The 21,734-nt window shown below is 68.0% G+C and carries 19 protein-coding genes; 5 read left to right on the top strand and 14 right to left on the bottom strand.

What is annotated here, in order from left to right; all coding sequences use genetic code 11:
• Window positions 1-39: 39 nt before the first annotated feature.
• Entirely contained in the window at window positions 40-1,110 is a 1,071-nt protein-coding gene (gtdA, locus tag ACSQ9I_RS28690) for a gentisate 1,2-dioxygenase (RefSeq protein ID WP_436315398.1), read from the bottom strand.
• 123 nt (window positions 1,111-1,233) lie between these two features.
• On the opposite strand from gtdA, the gene ACSQ9I_RS28695 reads away from it, so the two are divergent.
• From ACSQ9I_RS28695 to ACSQ9I_RS28710, 4 genes are all read left to right on the top strand, one after another.
• The gene (locus tag ACSQ9I_RS28695; protein WP_093109912.1) at window positions 1,234-2,148 is read left to right on the top strand and encodes a LysR family transcriptional regulator; all 915 of its coding nucleotides are present in this window, start codon (window positions 1,234-1,236) and stop codon (window positions 2,146-2,148) included.
• A 45-nt stretch (window positions 2,149-2,193) separates the two neighbouring features.
• The gene (locus ACSQ9I_RS28700) at window positions 2,194-2,643 is read left to right on the top strand and encodes an acyl-CoA thioesterase (protein ID WP_436315399.1); all 450 of its coding nucleotides are present in this window, start codon (window positions 2,194-2,196) and stop codon (window positions 2,641-2,643) included.
• A gap of 116 nt (window positions 2,644-2,759) precedes the next feature.
• On the top strand, window positions 2,760-7,739 hold the full coding sequence (locus ACSQ9I_RS28705; RefSeq protein ID WP_436315400.1) for a HAMP domain-containing protein: 4,980 nt from the start codon (window positions 2,760-2,762) through the stop codon (window positions 7,737-7,739).
• Window positions 7,730-9,982, top strand: coding sequence for a response regulator (locus ACSQ9I_RS28710; protein WP_436315401.1), 2,253 nt, complete (start codon window positions 7,730-7,732; stop codon window positions 9,980-9,982). Before ACSQ9I_RS28705 ends, ACSQ9I_RS28710 begins: the two co-directional genes overlap by 10 nt.
• On the opposite strand, the gene ACSQ9I_RS28715 is transcribed toward ACSQ9I_RS28710, so the two are convergent.
• The 8 genes from ACSQ9I_RS28715 to ACSQ9I_RS28750 all read right to left on the bottom strand — a co-directional run bounded on the left by ACSQ9I_RS28715 (window position 9,919) and on the right by ACSQ9I_RS28750 (window position 17,526).
• Window positions 9,919-10,602 (bottom strand): hypothetical protein, encoded by a 684-nt coding sequence (locus ACSQ9I_RS28715; RefSeq protein ID WP_436315402.1) that lies wholly within the window; start codon window positions 10,600-10,602, stop codon window positions 9,919-9,921. The genes ACSQ9I_RS28710 and ACSQ9I_RS28715 overlap by 64 nt on opposite strands.
• Window positions 10,599-10,961, bottom strand: coding sequence for a response regulator (locus ACSQ9I_RS28720; protein WP_093109907.1), 363 nt, complete (start codon window positions 10,959-10,961; stop codon window positions 10,599-10,601). Before ACSQ9I_RS28720 ends, ACSQ9I_RS28715 begins: the two co-directional genes overlap by 4 nt.
• A gap of 93 nt (window positions 10,962-11,054) precedes the next feature.
• Window positions 11,055-12,335, bottom strand: a complete 1,281-nt coding sequence (gene fahA / locus ACSQ9I_RS28725) for a fumarylacetoacetase (RefSeq protein WP_436315403.1) — start codon at window positions 12,333-12,335, stop codon at window positions 11,055-11,057.
• Window positions 12,332-13,627, bottom strand: a complete 1,296-nt coding sequence (gene hmgA / locus ACSQ9I_RS28730; RefSeq protein WP_436315404.1) for a homogentisate 1,2-dioxygenase — start codon at window positions 13,625-13,627, stop codon at window positions 12,332-12,334. The genes fahA and hmgA overlap by 4 nt, the downstream gene beginning before the upstream one ends.
• Before the next feature lie 15 nt (window positions 13,628-13,642).
• The gene (locus ACSQ9I_RS28735) at window positions 13,643-14,599 is read right to left on the bottom strand and encodes a Bug family tripartite tricarboxylate transporter substrate binding protein (RefSeq protein WP_436315405.1); all 957 of its coding nucleotides are present in this window, start codon (window positions 14,597-14,599) and stop codon (window positions 13,643-13,645) included.
• Window positions 14,600-14,646: 47 nt separating this feature from the next.
• Window positions 14,647-14,841, bottom strand: coding sequence for a DUF2783 domain-containing protein (locus tag ACSQ9I_RS28740; RefSeq protein WP_436315406.1), 195 nt, complete (start codon window positions 14,839-14,841; stop codon window positions 14,647-14,649).
• Between the two features lie 20 nt (window positions 14,842-14,861).
• Window positions 14,862-16,529: an FAD-dependent oxidoreductase gene (locus ACSQ9I_RS28745; RefSeq protein ID WP_436315407.1), complete on the bottom strand. Its 1,668-nt coding sequence runs from the start codon at window positions 16,527-16,529 to the stop codon at window positions 14,862-14,864.
• A 37-nt stretch (window positions 16,530-16,566) separates the two neighbouring features.
• On the bottom strand, window positions 16,567-17,526 hold the full coding sequence (locus tag ACSQ9I_RS28750; RefSeq protein ID WP_436315408.1) for an MBL fold metallo-hydrolase: 960 nt from the start codon (window positions 17,524-17,526) through the stop codon (window positions 16,567-16,569).
• Between the two features lie 121 nt (window positions 17,527-17,647).
• Between ACSQ9I_RS28750 and ACSQ9I_RS28755 the strand changes: the two genes are divergently transcribed.
• Window positions 17,648-18,472, top strand: a complete 825-nt coding sequence (locus ACSQ9I_RS28755) for an IclR family transcriptional regulator (protein WP_436305923.1) — start codon at window positions 17,648-17,650, stop codon at window positions 18,470-18,472.
• A 13-nt stretch (window positions 18,473-18,485) separates the two neighbouring features.
• On the opposite strand, the gene ACSQ9I_RS28760 is transcribed toward ACSQ9I_RS28755, so the two are convergent.
• The 5 genes from ACSQ9I_RS28760 to ACSQ9I_RS28780 form a co-directional block, all read right to left on the bottom strand.
• Window positions 18,486-18,698: a GlsB/YeaQ/YmgE family stress response membrane protein gene (locus ACSQ9I_RS28760; RefSeq protein WP_436315409.1), complete on the bottom strand. Its 213-nt coding sequence runs from the start codon at window positions 18,696-18,698 to the stop codon at window positions 18,486-18,488.
• A 113-nt stretch (window positions 18,699-18,811) separates the two neighbouring features.
• The gene (locus tag ACSQ9I_RS28765; protein ID WP_436315847.1) at window positions 18,812-19,327 is read right to left on the bottom strand and encodes a GFA family protein; all 516 of its coding nucleotides are present in this window, start codon (window positions 19,325-19,327) and stop codon (window positions 18,812-18,814) included.
• Between the two features lie 60 nt (window positions 19,328-19,387).
• Window positions 19,388-19,840: a thioesterase domain-containing protein gene (locus tag ACSQ9I_RS28770; protein ID WP_093108688.1), complete on the bottom strand. Its 453-nt coding sequence runs from the start codon at window positions 19,838-19,840 to the stop codon at window positions 19,388-19,390.
• Window positions 19,837-20,184 (bottom strand): GFA family protein, encoded by a 348-nt coding sequence (locus tag ACSQ9I_RS28775; protein ID WP_436315410.1) that lies wholly within the window; start codon window positions 20,182-20,184, stop codon window positions 19,837-19,839. The genes ACSQ9I_RS28770 and ACSQ9I_RS28775 overlap by 4 nt, the downstream gene beginning before the upstream one ends.
• 76 nt (window positions 20,185-20,260) lie before the next feature.
• Window positions 20,261-21,724, bottom strand: a complete 1,464-nt coding sequence (locus ACSQ9I_RS28780; RefSeq protein ID WP_436315411.1) for a DUF1501 domain-containing protein — start codon at window positions 21,722-21,724, stop codon at window positions 20,261-20,263.
• Window positions 21,725-21,734 lie beyond the last annotated feature (10 nt).

A 21,734-nucleotide genomic window follows, 5' to 3' on the forward strand; every position in this document is an offset into this window, starting at 1 on the left:
ATGGATCGAGAAAAGAGAAGGCTGCCGGGGCAGCGCGGGTCAGGCGTTGTCGAGAAAGGCTTCGCGCAGCACGCCCATCGCCTGTTGAACGGGCCGGTCGGAAAAACTGAACAGCACCACCTCCTCGCTCGCCGCGAGGCGCAGCGGCGCCCACGAGGGCACGACGAAGCTGTCGCGCGGACCGAAGTCGAAGCGCTGGCCGCCGATCTCGGCCGTGCCGCGGCCCTCGACCACGCTGTAGACCGTGCCGTCGGTCGCGCGGTGCGTCTTGCCCGCGAAGCCCTTCGGCAGCAGTTGCAGGTTCGTCGCGATGGTCGGCATCGGCGAGCCGCCGGTCAGCGGGTTGATGTAGCGCAGCTTGTGGCCCAGCCAGGCGTCGGGCGCCTCCTGCTTCTGCAGCTGCGCCAGCGCCTCGCGGCTGCGTGCATAGGGGTAGTTGAAGATCGGCGAGGTGGGCGCGCTGTGGTCATGGCGCACCGGCACCATGTTGTGGCCGAAGCGCGCCAGGCTGTGCCCCTCGGGCCGCGCGACATGCTGCACCTTCGCGTCGTCGTTCTCGGCGAAGCCGGCGTCGAAGAAGCGCAGCATCGGGATGTCGAGCCCGTCGAGCCACACCACCGGCTCGGCCACGCCTTCGATGCCCTCGTTGCCGTGGTCGTGCCAGGCCCACGAGGGCGTGATGATGAAGTCGCCCGGGTACATGGTGGTGCGCTCGCCGCCCACCGTGGTGTAGGCGCCCTTGCCGTCGACGATGAAGCGCAGCGCCGACTGCACATGCCGGTGCGAGGGCGCGACCTCGCCCGGCATGATGAGCTGCAGGCCGGCATAGAGCGATTGCGTGATCGACGAACGGCCCGGGATCGCCGGGTTCTCCAGCACCAGCACGCGGCGCACCGCCTCCTCGGCCGTGATCAGCGCGGCCGACTCCATCAAGAGCGGGCGGATCTCGTCGTAGCGCCAGAGCGCGGGCACGCAGGGCGTCTGCGGCTCGCGCGGCACCAGCGCATGCAGCGATTCCCACAGCGGCGTGAGGTGCAGCGGGCGGATGCGCTCGTAGTAGTCGCGGCGCTCGGCGGCGTTGGTGCGCGCGGCCTGGGGGGCGGTGTTCATCTGGGCGTGTCTCCGGGGGATGGCCGCATTGTTTTCCCGCACCACTATTTGTTCAAGACGCACAGCCAATACCTGGAATCCGATTTTTCGATAATGGTCGCTACATCCCATCCAAGGAATCCCATGTCCAAGCTCGATCTCGAATGGCTCGCGGTCTTCGACGAGGTCTACAAGACCGGCAGCGTCTCGAAGGCGGCCGAGCGCCTCGACATGGCGCAGGCCGCGGCCAGCACCATGCTCAACAAGCTGCGCGCGCATTTCGACGACCGGCTGTTCGCGCGCACCGCGCAAGGCATGCAGCCCACGCCCTATGCCCAGCGCATCTACACCCACGTGCGGGAGGCGCTCGCGCAGCTCGAGCAGGCGCGCGGCAGCCGCAGCAGCTTCGACCCCGGCGCGGCGAGTCGCAACTTCCGCATCTGCATGACCGACATCAGCGAGGTGGTGATCCTGCCCGGGCTGCTCGACCACCTGCGCCGCACGGCGCCCGGCGTGCACATCGAGACCGAGATCATCTCGACCGAGAGCGGCCGCCGGCTGGAAGACGGCGAGGTCGACCTGGCGGTGGGCTTCATGCCGCAGCTCGATGCCGGCTTCTACCAGCAGACGCTTTTCATGCAGAACTTCGTCTGCCTGGTGGCGCGGAACCATCCGCGCATCGGCGAGCGGCTCACGAAGAAGCGCTTCGAGGCCGAGGCGCATGCGGTGATCTCGTCCTCGGGCACCGGCCATGCGATCGTCGACAAGACCATCGCCCGCCTCGGCCTGGCGCGCAACGTGGTCGTGCGCTTGTCGAGCTTTCTCAGCGTGGCGCGCATCGTCGCCCACACCGAGCTGGTCGTGATCGTGCCGCGCATCCTCGGCGAGGTACTGGCCACGCAGGAGCCGGTGAAGCTGCTGGAGCCGCCTTTCGCGCTGCCGTCCTATGCCGTCAAGCAGCACTGGCACGAGCGCTTCCACGCCGATCCGGGCAATGCGTGGCTCAGGCGCACGGTGGCCCAACTTTTCGGCGCCCAAACCGCTTCGCCGCTCACATAATCGCCGCGGGCGCTCCACGACATCAACTCATCGCCCAGGCACTCCATGAGCTCGATCACCCTGCGTTTCCTGGCCGAACCCAGCACCGTCAACTTCGGCGGCAAGGTCCACGGCGGCACCGTCATGAAATGGATCGATGAGGCCGGCTACGCCTGCGCGACCAGCTGGTCCAAGCGCTACTGCGTGACGGTGTTCATCGGCAGCATCCGCTTCCATCGGCCGATCATGATCGGCGACCTGGTCGAGGTCGAGGCGCGGCTCGCCTACACCGGCAGCAGCAGCATGAACATCTCGGTCGAGGTGCGCAGCGGCGACATGAAGGGCGGCGAGATGCAGAAGACCACCGAGTGCCTGGTCGTCTTCGTCTCGGTCGACTCGCACGGCCGGCCGCTGCCGGTCGACAGCTTCACGCCGGGAACCCCGGGCGAGTTGGCGCTGGCGGAGCGGGCACGCACTCACCTCGAGGCTTCGCGCGCCGCTTCGGGCGGCGGCTAGCCGCAAACGCTGCGGCTGCCTATGCCGCAGCGGGCGCTCCCTGGCTACACTGCGGCGTGCCGAGGCACGCCGCTTTCGTCTAAGGCACTTTTTCCTCACTCCGAGAGGGGCAAGAGATGAACGTTCTGGACAAATCCGTCGCGACCAGCTCACTGGAAGAGATGGCAACGCTTCTGGATGCGCTGACCCGGTTCCGCAAAGGCGATGCCAAGGTCCGGCTGCCCGTGCACTGGACCGGGCTTTCGGGCAAGGTGGCCGACGTCTTCAATGACCTGGTCGAGCAGAACGCCACGCTGGCCGCCGAGCTGGTCCGCCTGCGCCAGGTGGTCGGCAAGGAAGGCAAGCTCAAGCAGCGTGCGGTGCTTTCCGAAACGCGCGGCTTCTGGGGCGAATCGGTCGAATGCGTGAATGCGCTCATCGACGATCTCGTTCACCCGACCACCGAAGTGGCTCGCGTGATCGGCGCCGTGGCCCAGGGCGACCTGTCGAAGAGCATGGCGCTTGAGGTCGACGGGCGCAAGCTCGAAGGCGAGTTTCTTCGCACGGCCAAGACCATCAACAAGATGGTCGAGCAGCTCGGCAACTTCTCGGCCGAGGTCACGCGCGTGGCGCGCGAGGTCGGCACCGAGGGCAAGCTCGGTGGCCAGGCCAAGGTGAAAGGCGTGGCCGGCACCTGGAAAGACCTGACCGATTCCGTCAACTCCATGGCCGGAAACCTGACCGACCAGGTGCGCAACATCGCCGACGTGACAACCGCGGTGGCCAAGGGCGACCTGTCGAAGAAGATCGATGTCGACGTCAAGGGCGAATTCCTGACCCTGAAGAACACGATCAACACCATGGTCGACCAGTTGCGCTCCTTCGCATCGGAGGTGACGCGGGTGGCGCGCGAGGTCGGAACGGAAGGATCCCTGGGCGGGCAGGCGCGGGTCGAAGGCGTCTCGGGCACCTGGAAGGACCTGACCGATTCGGTGAACTCGATGGCCGGCAACCTGACCAGCCAGGTGCGCAACATCGCCGACGTGACCAAGGCAGTGGCGGCCGGCGACCTCTCCAAGAAGATCACCGTCGACGTGAAGGGCGAGATCCTCGAGCTGAAAAACACGGTCAACACCATGGTCGACCAGCTGCGCTCCTTCGCGGCCGAAGTCACGCGCGTGGCGCGCGAGGTCGGAACGGAAGGGATCCTGGGCGGACAGGCCGACGTGCAGGGCGTGGCCGGCACCTGGAAGGACCTGACCGAGTCGGTCAACTTCATGGCCGGCAACCTGACTTCCCAGGTGCGCAACATCGCCGAGGTGACCACGGCCGTGGCCGCCGGCGACCTGTCCAAGAAGATCACGGTGGACGTGAAGGGCGAAATCTCCGAACTGAAGAACACGGTCAACACGATGGTCGACCAACTGCGCTCCTTCGCCGCCGAGGTGACGCGGGTGGCGCTCGAGGTCGGCACCGAGGGCATCCTGGGCGGGCAGGCCGATGTGCAAGGCGTGGCCGGCACGTGGAAGGACTTGACCGACTCGGTCAACCTGATGGCATCGAACCTCACATCGCAGGTGCGCAACATCGCCGACGTGACCAAGGCAGTGGCGACCGGCGACCTTTCCAAGAAGATCACGGTCGACGTGAAGGGCGAGATCCTGGAGCTGAAGGCCACCATCAATACGATGGTGGACCAGCTCTCGTCCTTCGCCGCCGAAGTGACGCGCGTGGCGCGCGAGGTCGGCACCGAGGGCCGGCTCGGCGGCCAGGCCCAGGTGCGCGATGTCTCGGGGACCTGGAAGGACCTCACGGACAACGTCAACTCCATGGCCGGCAACCTGACCGGCCAGGTGCGCGGCATCGCGAAGGTGGTGACCGCGGTGGCCAACGGCGATCTGCAACAGAAGCTCACGGTCGAGGCCAAGGGCGAGATCGCGGCGCTCGCCGAGACCATCAACAGCATGACCGAGACGCTTGCCACCTTTGCCGACCAGGTGACGACCGTCGCGCGCGAGGTCGGCGTCGAAGGCAAGCTGGGCGGCCAGGCGAAGGTGCCCGGCGCCGCCGGCACCTGGAAGGGCCTGACCGAGAACGTGAACCAGCTGGCGGCCAACCTGACGACCCAGGTGCGCGCCATCGCGGAGGTGGCCACCGCCGTGACGCAGGGCGACCTGACCCGCTCCATCACCGTGAAGGCTCAGGGCGAGGTCGCGGCGCTGAAGGACACGATCAACGAGATGATCCGCAACCTGAAGGACACGACGCAGAAGAACACGGAGCAGGACTGGCTCAAGACCAACCTCGCCAAGTTCAGCCGCATGCTTCAGGGCCAGAAGGATCTGCTCACGGTGGGGCAGCTGATCCTGTCCGAACTCGCGCCGGTGGTGGGTGCGCAGCAGGCGGAGTTCTACGTGCTGAACACCGCCACGGCCACGCCGAAGCTGAAGCTCTTCGCCAGCTACGCCTCCGGCGGCCAGACTTCGCACGGCAAGGAGATCGAGCTGGGCCAGGGCCTCGTCGGCCAGTGCGCGGTCGAGAAGTCCAAGATCCTTCTGACCAACGTGCCGAGCACGGCCTTCCGGATCGTCACGGGCCTCTCCGAAGGCGCGGCCATGGACGTGATCGTGCTCCCGGTGATCTTCGAAGGCGAGGTGCGGGGCGTGCTGGAGCTGGCCTCGCTGGAGCGCTTCAACCCCGCGCACCAGGCCCTCCTGGACCAGTTGACCGAATCCATCGGCATCGTGATCAACACCATCGCCGCCAACATGCGCACCGAGGACCTGCTGACCCAGTCGCAGTCGCTGGCCGAGGAGCTGCAGAACCGCCAGCTCGAGCTTCAGCAGACCAACGAGGCGCTGCAGGAGAAGGCCCGGCTTTTGGTGCACCAGAACCAGGAGGTGGAGCGCAAGAACCAGGAGGTGGAGCAGGCGCGCCAGGCGCTGGAGGAAAAGGCGGAGCAGCTCGCGCTCACCTCCAAGTACAAGTCCGAGTTCCTGGCCAACATGTCGCACGAACTGCGCACGCCGCTCAACAGCCTGCTGATCCTGTCGGACCAGCTGTGCAAGAACAGCGAAGGCAACCTGACGGCCAAGCAGGTGGAGTTCGCGAAGACCATCCACCTCTCGGGCAACGATCTGCTGATGCTGATCAACGACATCCTGGACCTGTCGAAGATCGAATCCGGAACGGTCGCGGTGGAGGTCAGCGAACTGCGGCTGGACGACCTGCAGCGCTCGGTCGAGCGCAGCTTCCGCCACGTCGCCGAGGCCAAGCACGTCGGCTTCGACATCCACGCGTCGGGGCCGCTGCCCGAGACGATCGTGACCGACGTCAAACGCCTGCAGCAGGTCATCAAGAACCTGCTGTCGAATGCGTTCAAGTTCACGCACCAGGGTTCGGTCGCGTTGACGGTCGAGGCCGTGGACAGCGGCTGGTCGCGCGACAACGAAGAGCTCAACCGGGCCGGCCAGGTCATGGCCTTCGCCGTGTCCGATACCGGCATCGGGATTTCCGCCGACAAGCAGCAGATCGTGTTCGAGGCCTTCCAGCAGGCGGACGGCTCGACCTCGAGAAAATACGGCGGCACCGGCCTCGGCCTCGCGATCAGCCGTGAACTGGCGCGCCTTCTGGGCGGCGAGATCCGCCTGGTGAGCACGCCCGCGCAGGGCAGCACGTTCACGCTGTACCTGCCGCAAAGCTACAGCTCGGCGCGCAGTGCACGGCTGGGCCGCACGGCGGCGGCGCGGGCGGAAGTTCCTCGCCGCGCCGAACGCAACCGGGTCGCTGAGCTGCGGCCCGGTCCCGGTCCCGGTCCGCAGAAGTCGGCCCGGCGCATCGTTGCCGCAGGGGCCAAGCCCGTCCAGGCCGCCGAACGCGGCGATGCAGCCGACATGCTCCCGTCGCTCAACATCGCCGACGACGACCGCGACAGCATTCTTTCCGGGGACAAGGTGCTCCTGATCGTCGAGAACGACCTCGCCTTCGCCAAGATGCTGTTGCAGGCCGGGCGCAAGAGCGGCTTCAAGGGCCTGGTCAGCCCCAGCGGCGCCGGCGCATTGGCGCTCGCGCGCGACTACCGCCCGGCACTCATCACGCTCGACATCTTCCTGCCCGACATGGAAGGCTGGCGCATCCTCGAGCGCCTGAAGGCCGACCTTGCCACGCGGCACATTCCGGTCTGCGTGGTCTCGACGGACGACTCGCGGGAGCGGGCCCTGAACTCCGGCGCCGTCGGCTTTCTGGCCAAGCCGCTGCAATCGATCGACGAAATCGATGCGGGGCTCGGGCATCTTTACGGCTTCGTTCAGGCGGACGCCAGGAAGCTGGTGGTCGCCATGCGCCCCTCGTCGCTGCGCGATCGCTATGTCGCGGCCCTGGCCGGCAGCGAGATCGACAGCGTGGTCGTGGAAACCGCCGAGGCGGCCAAAGACGCGCTGGCGCTGAACGACGTGCACTGCCTCGTGACCGACGGCATGGTGGCCGGCTTCGGCCGCGCGGATGCCGCCGAGTTTGTCGAGGCCCGCCCGGCGACGCGGCAACTGCCGGTCGTCCTGTACAGCGCGGCTCCGGGCGGCCGCGTGCCGGGGTGGGAGCACGGCCACGGCGGCTCGGCGATGCGCGTCGCGGATTCGCTGGAGCGGCTGATCGACGCAACGGCCTTCTTCCTGCATCGGGGCCTGGCTTCGATGTCCGAGCAGGAACGGAGAGCGGTCGAAGCGGTCAACGCCGGCGCCGGCACGCTGGCCGGCAGGAAGGTGCTGATCGTCGACGACGACATGCGCAACATCTTTGCGCTGGCGACCATCCTCGACGCACAGGGAATGCTCATCGTGTCGGCGGAGAACGGCCGCGATGCGATCCGGCTGGTGCAGGAGGATGCCGGCATCGACATCGTCCTCATGGACATCATGATGCCGGAGATGGACGGCATGCAGACGATGCGCGAGCTGCGCCGCCTGCCGCGCGGCAAGCAGCTGCCGCTGGTGGCGGTGACGGCGAAGGCCATGAAGGGCGACCGCGAGAAGTGCATCGAAGCGGGGGCCTGGGACTACCTGTCGAAGCCGGTGGACACGACCTATCTGCTCGCCGTTCTGCGGGGGTGGCTGTGCAAGTAGAAGAGCCTCCTGCACTGCCCGAGGAACGGGGCCCCGACGGGGGGCCGTTCGACGAGAAGGCCGACATCCTGGTCGTCGACGATCTGCCCGAGAAGCTGCTGGTCTTCCGGACCGTGCTCGAGGACCTCGGCCAGAACCTGGTGCTGGTGCGCTCGGGCACCGATGCGCTGCGGGAGATCCTGCAGCGCGAGTTCGCGGTCATCCTGCTGGACGTCAACATGCCCGGCATGGACGGGTTCGAGACGGCGACGCTGATTCGCCAGCATCGGCGAAGCGCCCATACGCCGATCATCTTCATCACCTCCTACGCCGACGAGATGCAGACCGCGCGCGGCTACTCGCTCGGCGCGGTGGACTACATCCTCTCCCCCGTGGTGCCGGAGATCCTGCGCAGCAAGGTGAGCGTCTTCGTCTCGCTGTACCTGATGCGGCGCCAGGTCCGGCGCCAGGCCGATGCGCGGGCCGCAATGATGGCGGCGCAGGCGGCTCGCCGCGTCGCGGAGGAGAACGACAGGCGCTCCGCATTTCTCGCCCATGCGAGTCGCGCGCTCAGTAGCTCGCTGGAGATCACGGTCGCGATGAACCAGCTGGTCGAACTGCTAGTGCCCAGCCTGGCCCCGCTCGCCGTGCTGCTCCTGATCGACCCCGAGCTCGGCGCGGGAGAGATGCTTGCCGCGGCGGTGCGGCCGGGCCACGCGAGGCTTCAATGGTTCGCAGGCCCCGAAACGGCGCTCGCCCCGGGCATCCGCGCCGCGCTGCACGCCGCGGCGAACCGCGGGCGGCGAACCACCGTGGCGGAAGAAGCGCTGAAGCCGCTCACGGCCGCATCGTTCGGCCTCGCTCCGGCGGACGCCGAGTTCCCGCTGCTGCGCTCGGCCGCGGCCGTGCCGATGGTCTTCGGGGAACGTGTTCTGGGCGCGGTTCTGGTCGCATCCGACAATCCGAACGACTCGGGCGCCGGCGCCCAAGCCGGGATGGTCGACGAGTTGGCGGCCCGGGCCGCGACGGCGTTCGAGAACGCGCGCCTCTACCGCATCCTGCAGCGCGAAATCCTCGAGCGGCAAGCGGCGCAGGAAGAGCTGCAGCAGTCCAACCAGCGCAAGGACGAGTTCCTCGCGATGATGTCGCACGAGCTGCGCAATCCGCTGGCGCCCATTCATACCGCCGTCGAGGTGATCCGCCGCGTCGCCGCGCCGCACCCCAGGGTCACGTGGGCGCTCGACATTGCCGATCGGCAACTGCGGCAGATGACGCGTCTGATCGAAGAGCTGCTCGACGTGGCCCGCATCAGCCAGGGCAAGATCGCGCTCAAGCGCGAGACGATGGATCTCAACTCGGTGATCGTTCAAGGCGTGGAAACGGTGCAGCCCTTCATCGACAGCCGTCGCCAGGTGTTGAGCGTCGCGATACCCGAAGAGCCGGCATGGCTTCTGGGCGACGTGGCCAGGCTCACGCAGGTGATCGCCAATCTGCTGCACAACGCTGCCAAGTACAGCCCGGAGGGAACCGACATTGCGCTCGCCTCCTGGTTCGAGGACGACGACATCGTCGTCTCGGTGCGCGACCAGGGCATCGGCATCGACGAGGAACTGTTGACGCGCATCTTCGACCTCTTCGCGCAAGGCCAGCGCGGCCTCGACCGCGCCCAGGGCGGGCTGGGCGTCGGGCTGACGCTGGCACGGCGCCTGACGGAGATGCACGGCGGCCAGATCGAGGTCTTCAGCGAGGGGCGGGACCAGGGCTCCGAGTTCAAGATCCGCTTGCCGCGCGTTGCGGCGGTGCCCGAAGCCGGGCAGATCGCGTCCGCGCTCCCGTCAGCGCCGCGCCTCGAGCCCCAGCGCATCCTGATCGTCGACGACAACCGGGACGCGGCCGCAGGCGTCGCGGCGGTCCTCGAGCTCGAAGGACACCAGGTTCGCACGGCGGGCGATGGCGAGGAGGCGCTCGCGATCGTCGCGGCGTACCGGCCCAGCGTCGTCGTGCTGGACATCGGACTGCCGCTGCTCGACGGCTACGAGGTCGCGCGCCGGATGCGCAAGATGCCCGAGACCGAAGACGCGCTGCTGATCGCGCTGACCGGCTACGGCCAGAACGAAGACCGCCAAGCCGCGCTCGGCGCCGGCTTCGATCACCACTTCGTCAAGCCCGCGGAGCCGAATGCGCTCCTGGCCTGCATCCATCACTGGTTCGAGCGGCGCACCAGCGAGAGGCGCACCGTATCACCGTCCAGCGCCACGAAGTAGCCCAGGTCTTCGGCCAGCAACTGCAGCGCGACGGCATCGATCGCCAGCTTGCGTGGCGCCCGGTGCGGATCCGCCAGCTGCGCGAGCTCGGCTGCCCCGCGTGTCGCGCTGAAGCGCACGATGTCGCGGCCTTCGGGTTCGATGTGCACCGCGCCGAGCTGCGGTGCGCCGTCCTGCAGATAGCTCAGGACGCCGAGACACATGTAGCGCAGCGCGGCGCCGGCCGCAAAGCGCTGCTCGCTCTCTCCGGGCGCCAGCCCCTCGCCAACATGCAGCCGGATGCCGTTCAGTTCGAAGGCGGCGCGCATCAGCCCGGTGCACTGGGCCACCAGCGCGCTGCGGGTCACGCCCTCGTCGCTGACGGCCAGCTCCCAGTCGCGCAAGGAACGCACGCCGGTCGCCAGCGCACCGACCTGGCCTTCCACCAGCGCCACTCTCTCCTGCCAGGCCGCGGTGTCGGCGGGCTTCACCGTCGCCTGGCGCTTGAACATCAGCATGGCCATCCGGATCACCGACACCGGCGAAGCCAGGTCGTGGCGCAGCGCCGGGAAGACGCGCGTGAGCAGTTCGTGGCGCACGCCGGCAGCCATCCAACTGCGGGCTCCGGGGGTTGCCTTCATCGTGCGGCAGGCGGCGCCAGGATGCGATCCAGATCTTCGAAGTCGATCGGCTTCTGCAGATGATGGTCGAACAGGCCCGGCGTGGTCGTGCCGCCGGCCTCGTCGGCGCCGAAGCCCGAGATCGCGATCAGCAACAGCGGCTTGTTCCCGGCGCTTGCACGCATGCGCCGCGCAAGCTCGGCGCCGGGGAGATCCGGCAGCACCAGATCGACCAGCGCCGCATCGAAGGCTTTCTCGGCGGCGGCGGCGATCGCCTGTTGCGCGGTGTAGGTGCAATGCGCCTCATGGTCCTGCAGCGCCAGCAGTTCCCGCAGCAGATCGGCCGCGGCCTTGTTGTCGTCGACGATCAGCACGTTCACGGCAATACCCCTGAAACAAGGGTTTGCAGTATCGGGGCCGGTCGCGGAACGCCGCGTAGGAGCGTGCCTCGTCCGAACCGAGGCAGTGAACGCTCAGGCGCCGGCCGCTTCGACCGTCGCGCTGACTTCGCCCAGCCCGATGCGCACCGCGCCTTCGCGCTCGCAGAAGCCCCGCAGGCTGAGCGTATCGCCGTCTTCGAGGAAGCTGCGGCGCTCGCCGTTGGGAAGCAGGATCGGCTGCTTGCCGCCCAGCGTGAGCTCGAGCAGCGAGCCGGCCTCATCGGGCTTCGGGCCCGAGAGCGTGCCCGAACCGAGCAGGTCGCCCGGCTGCAGGTTGCAGCCGTTCACCGTGTGGTGCGTGACGAGCTGCGCGGCCGTCCAGTAGGCGGCGTCGCGGGCGTTGCCGCGCGTGAGGCGCACGGCGCCCTCGCCGGCTTCGCGCATCTTCGCCGTCTGCAACCACACCTCGAGCGTGATGTCGAGCGCGCCGCTTTCGCGGTTGGCGGGTGCATCGAGGTAGGGCAGCGGCTGCGGATCGCCGGCCGGGCGCTCGAAGGCGGCGCGGAAGGGCGCGAGCGCCTCCATCGTCACGATCCAGGGCGAGAGCGTGCTGGCGAAGTTCTTCGACAAGAAGGGCCCGAGCGGCTGGTACTCCCAGGCCTGAATGTCGCGGGCCGACCAGTCGTTGAGCAGGGTGACGCCGAACAGGTGCGCTTCCGCTTCGGCGATGGCGATCGGCTCGCCGAGCGCATTGCCCTGGGCGACCAGGAAGCCGAGTTCGAGCTCGTAGTCGAGCCGCTTCGAAGGGCCGAAGGAAGGCGTTGCGGCATCGGGTGCCTTGGTCTGGCCTTGCGGGCGCTTGAAGCGCTGGCCGCTGACGCCGATCGACGAGGCGCGCCCGTGGTAGCCGATGGGCACCCACTGGTAGTTGGGCAGGAGCGGCTGGTCGGGACGGAACAGGCTGCCGACCGTGCGGGCGTGATGGATGCCGGTGTAGAAGTCGGTGTAGTCGCCGATGCGGCAGGGCACCGTCATCTCGGCGGCCGACTGGGCCAGCAGGGCCTTGGCCCACTCGGGGGCCTGCTCGCTGCCTTCGGCCAGGCCGGCGGAGATCGCGGCACGCAGGGTTTGGCGCTCCGTCGGGCTCTTCGCCATCAACACGTTCATGTCGTCCGTATGGACGAGGCCGGTCGCCTTCAAGTCGAGCACCTGGTCGCCGATCGCAACCCCGATGCGAAAGGCCTCGCCGCTGCCTGCAGGCCGGAAGCGGCCGAAAGGCAGGTTCTGGATCGGGAAATCGCAGCCGGCCTCGTTGGCCGAAGCAACCCAGCTGCGCAGCTTCGGATCGTGGGTGGCGTTCAGTTCGTTGTTCATGGCTTGAATTGGTCCTTGAGGCCGGCCCAGCAGTCGGCATAGTCGGTGTCCAGCGCCGAGCTCTGCAGCGCCCAGGCGGTGGGGATGAAGCGCAAGCGGCTCTCGAACATGAAGGCCAGCGTGTTGTCCAGCTTCTGCGGCTTGAGGTCGGCACTGCTGGCCTTCTCGAAGGCTTCCTCGTCGGGGCCGTGCGGCACCATCGCGTTGTGCAGGCTGGCGCCGCCGGGCTTGAAGCCGCCGGGCTTGGCGTCGTACTCGCCGTAGACCAGGCCCATGAACTCGCTCATGAGGTTGCGGTGGTACCAGGGCGGACGGAAGGTGTCTTCCATCACCAGCCAGCGCGGCGGGAAGATCACGAAGTCGCAGTTGGCGGTGCCGGGCGTGTCCGAGGGCGAGGTGAGCACGGTGAAGATCGACGGGTCCGGATGGTCGAAGCTGATCGAGCCGATGGTCATGAAGTTGGCGGTGTCGTACTTCACCGGCGCCAGGTTGCCGTGCCAGGCGACGACGTTGAAGGGAGACTGCTTCGTGGGCGCCGACCAGAAGCGGCCGCCGAATTTCTTGACCAGCTCGTAGCCACCGCCCTCGTCCTCGAAGGCCGCGACCGGCGCCTGGAAGTCGCGCGCGTTCGCGAGCCCATTCGATCCGATCGGGCCCAGCTCGGGCAGGCGAAACTGCGCGCCGTAGTTCTCGCAGATGTAGCCGCGGGACGGTCCATCGGGCACGGCAACCTTGAACACCACGCCGCGCGGCAATAGCGCAATTTCGCCGGGCTTGACCTCGAGCACGCCCATCTCGGTGGTGATCGCGAGGCGGCCTTGCTGCGGCACCAGCAGCATCTCGCCGTCGGCATTGACGAAAGCGCGGCGTTCCATCGATCGGCTCGCGAGGTAGACGTGCGCGGCGATGCCGCTGTGCGCCTCGGCGTCGCCGTTGGCGGCCAAGGTATGGATGCCGTCGATGAAATCGACATCGGCGTTGTCGAGCGGAAGCGGATGCCAGCGCATCGGCTCGGGCGCGAGCGCGATATCGCGGTCGGCGCCGGTCTGCCAGTGCGGCTGCGCATAGGCCTGGTAGCGGCCGGAGACCACCGAGGGCTGGCGCCGGTACATCCAGCTGCGCCGGTTCTCGTGGCGCGGCGCGGTGAAGGCGGTGCCCGAGATCAGCTCGGGATAGAGGTCGAAGGGCGCGCGCTGCGGGCTGTTGCGGCCCTGCGGCAGGGCGCCGGCCACGGCCTCGCTCGCGTATTCGTTGCCGAAGCCGCTCTGGTAGCGCAATGCGTCGGTGCTCATGAGGATCCTTTCATATCAATCCACGCGGATGTTGTTGGTTTTGATCAGGCGCCCCCAGCGCTCGCGTTCGGCCTTCACGTAGCTCGCCATGTCGCTCGGCGAGCCGGGAAGGCCTTCCACGCCGAGTGCGTCGAAGCGCGCCTTGACGGCGGGCGATGCCAGCGCCTCCTGCAAGGCCTTGGCGTAGCGCGCCACCGTCGGCTCGGGCGTGCCGGAGGGCACGGTGAGGCCCTGCCAGGCATAGGCCTCGTAGCCGCTCAGCCCCTGCTCCATCAGCGTCGGCACGTTGGGCAGCGAGGCGATGCGCTTGGCGCTCGCCACGCCGATCGCCTTGACCTTGCCCGCCTGCACGAACTGGTTGCCGCTGGCGGTGTCGACCAGCATGAACGGCACCTGCCCGCCCAGCACGTCCTGCATCGCCGGTGCCGCGCCGCGGTAGGCCACGTGGGTGAGCTTGAGCTCGGCCTTCTCGCGCAGCAGCTCGGTGGCCAGGTGATGCGGGCTGCCGACGCCGGCCGAGCCGTAGTTGACGCCGCCCGGCTGCGCCTTGGCCCAGGCCACGAACTCCTTCCAGTTGCTCGCCGGCACCTGCGGGCCGACCACCAGCACGAGCGGGAAGCGCGCCAGCAGGCCGACCGGCTTGAGGTTCTTCTCGGCGTCGTAGCTCAGCTTGGAAAAGAGGAAGGGATTGGCCGCCAGCGTCGCGAAGTCGGCGGTCAGCAGGGTGTGCTCCACGTCCTTGGCGCGCGCCACGTACTCGGCCGCGATGTTGGTGGCGGCACCCGGCTTGTTGTTGATGACGATGGGCGCGCCCAGGCTCTTGCTCATGGCTTCGGCGGTCGCGCGCGCCACCGAATCGGAGCCGCCGCCGGCGGCATAGCCGACCACCCATTCGATGGGCTTGCCGTCCTGGGCGGCGGCGGCAAAGGATAAAGCGGCCAGCCCGAGGGCGGCCAGGGTCTTGCGGATCATCAATATCTCCAATGGTGTTGAAATTCGCGTGATGCCTTGCGCGCGCATCAGGCGCGCGCCGCCTCCAGGGCCTTGCGCAGCACCGCCAGCGAGCCGATGTGATTGGCCAGCACCAGCACCAGGCGCGCATTGAAGGCGTGGCTCTCCTCGGTGGACAGGCCCTGGTGCGCGTCGAGCAGGGCCTCGTAGAAGTCGTCCGGAGCATCCAGGTGGGGCGTCAGGATCAGGTGGTCGTTCGGCATGGTCGTGGTCTCCTGGGGTCTCAGGTTTTGCCGAGCGCACGCGCGTGGGCGGCGCGGATGGCGGCGGCCGTGGGGCTGCGCCAGCGCGCGCACACGTGCTGGTCGGGCCGCAGCAGGTAGGTGGTGCCGGGCCGGGCGTCGTAGCGCTGCGCGGCCAGGGCATGGGCGTCGTCGAGCGGAATGCGTACGACGCTGACCGGTGCTTCGGCCTCGGCAAGTGCGCGCAGGCTGGCCTCGGCGGCGGCGCCGTCGCCAAACACCAGCGCGGCAAAGCGGCCGTCGGCGCCAAGCGAGCGCAACAGCCAGTTGCGCTGGCAGCCGCTCGCAGTGAAGGGTGCATCGGCCGCCACCGCGCCGGGCACCATGCGCCCTTCGAAGTCCCCGCTATCCGGCGTGTTGAGCGTCGAGCCATGCAGCGTGGCCGGCACCGACAACCGCCCGCTGTTGACCAGCGTACGGGCGAAGGGGTGGCGGCTCGCCAGCTGCAGCACCGCGTCGCGGAACAGCCGGCTCAGCTCGCTCTTGGGCGTGATGAAGTCGGTGGCGCGGGTGGAGTTGCGGATGTTCTCGTCGGCCGCGTACTCGCGCTCGCGGGCGTAGCTGTCGAGCAGCGCCTGCGGCGCCTCGCCGCGCAGCACCGCGGCCAGCTTCCAGGCCAGGTTGTCGGCGTCCTGCACGCCCGAGTTGGCGCCGCGCGCACCGAAGGGCGAGACGCCGTGCGCCGAATCGCCCGCGAACAGCACGCGGCCGTGGCGGAAGGCCTCCATGCGCAGGCAGGCGAAGGTGTAGACGCTGGCCCATTCGAGCTCGAACTCCGCGTCCCTGAAGGGCGAGGCCGCCAGCAACGCCTTGACGCGCGGGATGATGTTCTCGGGCTTCTTCTCGGCCTCCGGATCGGCCTCCCAGCCGAGCTGGAAGTCGATGCGCCACACGTTGTCGGGCTGCATGTGCAGCAGCACGCTCTGGTGACGGTGGAAATGCGGATCGAACCAGAACCAGCGCTCGGCCGGGAAGTCGACCTTCATCTTCACGTCCGCGATCAGGAAGCGGTCCTTGAAGATGCGGCCCTTGCTTTCCTGGCCGATCAGCTGCCGAACCGTCGAGCGCGAGCCGTCGCACGCGGCCAGCCAATCGGCCTGCAGCCGGTAGCTCCCGTCCGGCGTCTCGACGGTCAGGAGCGCGTGGTCCTCGTGCTGCTCGACGCCGACCACCTTGTGGTTCCAGCGGATGTCCAAAAGCGGCAGCTCGGCCGCGCGCTCGGCCAGGTAGCCCTCGACGTAGTACTGCTGCAGGTTGACGAAGGCCGGGCGCTGATGGCCCTCTTCGGGCAGCAGGTCGAACTCGTAGATCTGCGCGTCCTGCAGGAACACGCGGCCCAGCTTCCAGGACACGCCTTTCGCCGCCATGCGCTCGCCGCAACCGAGCCGGTCGAAGATCTCCAGCGAGCGCTTGGCAAAGCAGATGGCGCGCGAGCCGGTAGACAGCTTGTTGTCGTTGTCCAGCAGCACCACAGGCACCTGGCGTTGCGCCAGGTCGATGGCCAGCGCCAGGCCGACCGGGCCGGCGCCGACCACGACGACGGGGTGCCGGGCGGGCGTGGCGGCGTCCTGGTCGGGGTGGTGCCTGTAGTCGTAGCGCAGGTTCTGGTAGTCGATGGGCGCGGCGGCTGAAGCAGCAATGGCGTTCACGTTCCTGTCTCCGTATCTTTGTCTTGCTCCTCCCGGCTCAGCCTTCGAGGGTCTTCCACATCTCGACGTCGCGCTCGGCGGTCCACACGCGCGGGTCGGCGTACTGCGTGGCCTCGTCGTAGCAGCGCGTCACGTCGAAGGGCATGCAGTGGTCGAAGATGACCCAGTGGCCGTACTTGGGCTTGAGCTTCGCGTAGGTCTCCTTGTAGACCGCGTTCAGGTCCTTGCCGGACTTGGCGCCTTCCGAAACGCTGGCGTACACGTCGGCAATGAAGTCGCGCGTGCCGGCGAGACCCTTGGCCACTTCTTCCGGCGTGGTGAGCGCGGCGCCGCGGCCGGGCACCAGGGCCTTCGGCTTGAGCGCGGCGATGTTGTCCAGGGTCTTGGGCCAGTCCTTGAAGTAGGCGTCGCCGGCATAGGGCGTGGCGTCGAACTCGACCAGGTCGCCCGACAGCAGGGTCTTCTCGCCCGGCAGCCAGACCACGGTGTCGCCCTTGGTGTGGCCGCGGCCGAGCTGCAGCAGCTGGACTTCGAGCTTGCCCAGCCACAAGGTCATCTTGCCGGTGAAGGTCATGGTCGGCCAGGTCAGGCCCGGCGGCACGGTCTCGACGTTCTGGAACAGGCGCGGGAAGCGGCCGATCTCGCTCGCCTTGTCTTCCTCGCCGCGCTCGACGATCAGGTCGCGCGTATCCTGGCTGGCGATGATGTGCTCGGGCTTGTAGCCGGTCGCGCCCAGCACGCGCACCGCGTGGTAGTGCGTGAGCACCACGTACTTGATGGGCTTGTCGGTCACTTCGCGGATGCGGCGCACCACGTCGGCCGCCATCGCGGGCGTGGCCTGGGTGTCGGCCACCAGCACGCAGTCGTCGCCGATCACGATGCCGGTGTTGGGGTCGCCCTCGGCGGTGTAGGCCCAGGCATGCTCGGAAATCTGGCTGAAGGTGATCTTCTTTTCTTCGAGATCGGCCTGGCTGGCGAAAACCTTGGTCTGGCTCATCGGGGTCTCCTAGGGTGTTTGTCTAACACGAACGAATTCGCAGGGAACGAATTAAGCGGAGTGTAAACCGGAGATCAGTTAATGTCTAATGTCTTCTGCATGAACGAACAAAGAGACGGAAATGGCCGCTGACGGCAACGATCGCGCGCAGCGCGGCATCCAGAGCATCGAAGTGGGCGGCCAGCTGCTGCGCGCCCTGGTGCACCACGGCCGGCCGATGGCATTGAAGGACCTCGCGCGCGAGGCCGACATGTCGGCCGCCAAGGCGCATCCCTACATGGTCAGCTTCGGTCGCCTCGGATTGATCGAACAGGACCGCAGCAGCGGTCACTATCTGCTCGGCCCGCTGGCTTTGCAACTGGGATTGATCAGCCTGCAGCAGGCCGATCCGGTCCACATCGCGACACCGCTGGTTGCCGAGCTCGCGCAGCAGATCGGGCACACCGCGGCCATCGCGGTGTGGGGCGACCGCGGCGCCACCATCGTGCGCGTGGCCGAGTCGCCGGCGGCCTTGCACGTGAGCATGCGGCACGGCACGGTGTTTTCGCTGACCAGCACCGCCTCGGGCCGCCTCTTCGCCGCCTACCTCGATGGCGCGATCGTCAAGCGCCTGCTCGACAAGGAGCGCCAGCGCGAGAAGAGCAGCACGGCGCCGGCGCCGCATGTGGGCATGCCGCCGCCCCCGCCGCTGCCGGACTGGAAGGCTTTCGAGGAGCAATTGCACGAGGTGCGCGCGCGCGGCATCAGCCGCTCCGAAGGCGAGATCGTGCCGGGCGTGAGCGCGATGTCCGCGCCGGTGTTCGACCACACCGGCGCGATCGCGCTGGCGATCACCGCGATCGGGCCCGCGGGCGTTTTCGATGCGAAATGGGACGGGCCCGTCGCCCGCGCGCTCAAGCAATGCGCCGGCGAGGTGTCGCAGCGGCTCGGCGCGGCACGCGCCTGAGAGATCGGGGCGGCTAGGCCCGCTTGAGGAGGCGGACGATCAGCAGAAGCACGATCGCCCCGATGGTGGCGACGACGATGCTGCCCAACAGGCCGCCGCCCAGCGAAACGCCGGCCGAGCTGAAAAGAAGGCCGCCGAGAAAGGCGCCGATCACGCCGACGACCAGGTCGCCGACGAGGCCGAAGCCACCCCCTTTGACCAGCACCCCGGCCAGCCAACCCGCCACGCGAGACCCACGACAAGAAACAACAAAAGGCTCATTTTTTACTCCCTGATTGAACATGTATGGGCGGCGGCGGCGCCCGGGCGCAGGGTATCAGCGGCCGTCGGAGCTGGCAATCAACCGGCCATCGGCCCCGCGGGCGGGCGCGAGGCCTTCAGCGCCCTGGCGCGTTCCAGGCTCTCGGCCGGCCAGTGCTCGGCGCGGCTGTAGTACTCGGCCACGGCCGGCGTGCCCGGCGGCAACAGCACCCATGGCTGCTTCGACATCGTGAAGATGTGGATGTCGGGGGGCAGGTGGTCCGGCGCGTCGAGCGTGCCCACGCGCACGAAGCACACGACATCGCCGGCACCCGCGTAGTGGCTCCACAGCGCGACGCGGCAGTGCGGACAGCGCGCGATCTTCTGCCCTTTGCCGCTTTCCGACGGCGTCACGACGAGCTCGATCTCGCCCTGGAGCAGTTGCACGCGCTCGGCCTCGACCATCGCGTTGAGCGCGAAGGCCGAGCCCGTCTCGCGCTGGCACCAGCGGCAATGGCAGCAGTGCACGAAGAGCGGTCGCGTCGTCATGCGGTAGCGAACCGCGCGGCAGGTGCAGCCGCCTTCGAGCGGGAAGGGGTCGGGGTCGGTCGGGATGGCGCTCATGGTGCGCCGTACTTTGGCGCGGCCGCGCCCGAAACGCAAACGCGGGCGTTCTCAGGCCGCGGCCGCCCCCAGCGCCACGAACTCGCCCTCGAGGCGGCCCACCGTCCGGCCCCCTTGTTCGAGTACGGCGGCGACGGCGATGCGGGCCCGGCCCTTGCGATCGAGCATGCGCAGGAAGGCCGGCCATGCCTGCGGCTGGGCAATGAGCGAGCGCGCAGTGAATTCCCCGGTGATCGGCAGGTCGTAGTCCATGGTATTGCGCTGAATGACCAGCCGGCTCGAGATACCGGCACGCTGAAGCCGCGTGTGCAGCAGCGACCAGGCCGCCAGGATGGCGACGGCCGAGGCGCTGCCGCCGAACACGGTCTCGCGATGGTTGATGTTGGGCGCCAGCGGCGCGCTCAGCACGACCTCGTCTTCATGCAGAGCGAGCACCGCGACCTGCATCGCCTTCGACAGGGGAATGTGCGCGTGCAAATAGTCCTGCAACTCGCCGGGGCTCACCGCGAACGCCCGTCGAAATGCGTCACCGGCACCGATTCGAACTCGATGCCCTCGATGCAGCGGATGTTGACCGCCGACATCTTGTTGCCCTTGGGATCGCTGCCCTCCGCAAAGGGATGGATGCCGCAGGTGGGACAGAAGTGGTGCTCCAGCACATGCTTGTTGAACAGGTAGGTCCCCATGTCCTCGCGCGGGGTGAGCAGCGTGAAGCTGTCGCGCGGCACGAACCAGAGCAGCGAACCCTTGCGCTGGCACATCGAACAATTGCATGCCATCGCACCCTTGATCTCGCCCTCGACCTCGAAGGCGATCCGGCCGCAATGGCAGCTGCCTCTGTACTTCATCGGAGTCTCCTGAAAAGAAAAGCGCGGACTGCAGAGTATGCAGATCGCGCCCCGCTTCCGATGTAGGCAGGCGCCCTCAGGCCATGAAGCCCACGTTCTTCGGGTAGTCGATGCCGTTGACGTTGCCGCCGAAGTTCTTGAGGTTCGGCAGGATGCTTTCCAGATTGCCCGCCGGCACGCCGAACCAGCTCGCGAGCGTGGCGCCGTACTGGTCGACCGAGGTGGTCGGAATCAGCCGGCCCTGCCCCACATGGCCTTCGTAGCCGGCCAGCTTCGAGTCGTTGTTGATGCTGACCACCTGCGGCGTGCCGTAGATCTGCTTGCCCTTCACCGCGCCGCCGACGATGAAATGGTGGCCGCCCCAGCCGTGGTCGGAGCCGTCGCCGTTGGAAGCGAGCGTGCGGCCGAAGTCGGAGGCGGTGAAGGCTGTGACCTTGTCGGCCAGACCTTGCGCAACCATCTGCCGGTGGAACGCGGCCATCGCATCGCTCAGCTGCTTCATCAGGCCGGGCTGGTTGGCGATCAGGTTGTCGTGCAGGTCGAAGCCGCCCATCGAGACGAAGAACACCTGCCGCTTGGTGCCCAGCGTGCTGCGGCCGCGGATGAGCCGCGCGACCATCTTGAGCTGGTTGCCCAGGCCGGTGGCCGGAAAGGTACCGGCCGCGAAGTCAGTTCCGATGGCCGAAGTGACCGAGCCCTCGGCCTCGACCGCGCGCTTGGTGACCTTGTTGTATTCGTTCTCCAGCACATGGCCGCGCGCCTGCTGCACGAGCTGCGCCATCGCGGCCTTGACCGAACTGGAGCCGTACACGTTGGCGTTCTTCACGCTGTTGATGCCGACCGCGCCGCCCGTGCTCACCTGGTATTGCAGCGCGGTATCGCCCGAGAGGAACACCGCGTTGCCCGCCACCGACATGCAGGTGAAGAGCGAGTTGGTGTTCTGCGTGAGCATCAGGTCGCCGATGTTGCCGCCCCAGCCGACGGTCGAGCCCTCGGGCGAGGACGACTGCCAGGTCGACTGCTGGTCGTTGTGCGAGAACAGCTTCGGCGGCTGCGGATAGAGCTTCTTGTTGCTGTTGTTGTACTGGGCGCGCGTGAGCGGCACCACCAGCGGGCCGACATTGAGCTGCACCGCCATCTTGGCATCGGTGAACAGCGTGGCCAGCTCGGTCATCGCCGGGTGCAGCGCGTACTGGCGTCCGTCGGGCAGCGCCGTGGTCGGGACGAGCAGCGTCGGCGTCAGTTCGGCCTTGCCGATCGCCACGCCGCCGGCGGCCTGGCCAGCGGCCCCGCCGCGAATCGTGCTGTAGGCGTTGTAGCTCGGATCGTCGTAAGTGACGACAGTATTGGCATAGTCGTTGCCGCCGAACAGGAAGACGCAGACCAGCGCCTTGTAGTCGTCGCCGGCCGCCTGCGCGGCGGCCTCGCCCATCGCGGCCAGGTTGAGCGCAAAGGGCAGTGCGGTGCCCGCCACGGCGAGCTGGCCGGAGCGGCGCAGAAAGGCGCGGCGGGTGTGGGCTGCGGGATTGATCAGGTACATCGCGCGCTTC

Source organism: Variovorax sp. LjRoot84, from assembly GCF_964254305.1.
GTDB lineage: Bacteria > Pseudomonadota > Gammaproteobacteria > Burkholderiales > Burkholderiaceae_C > Variovorax.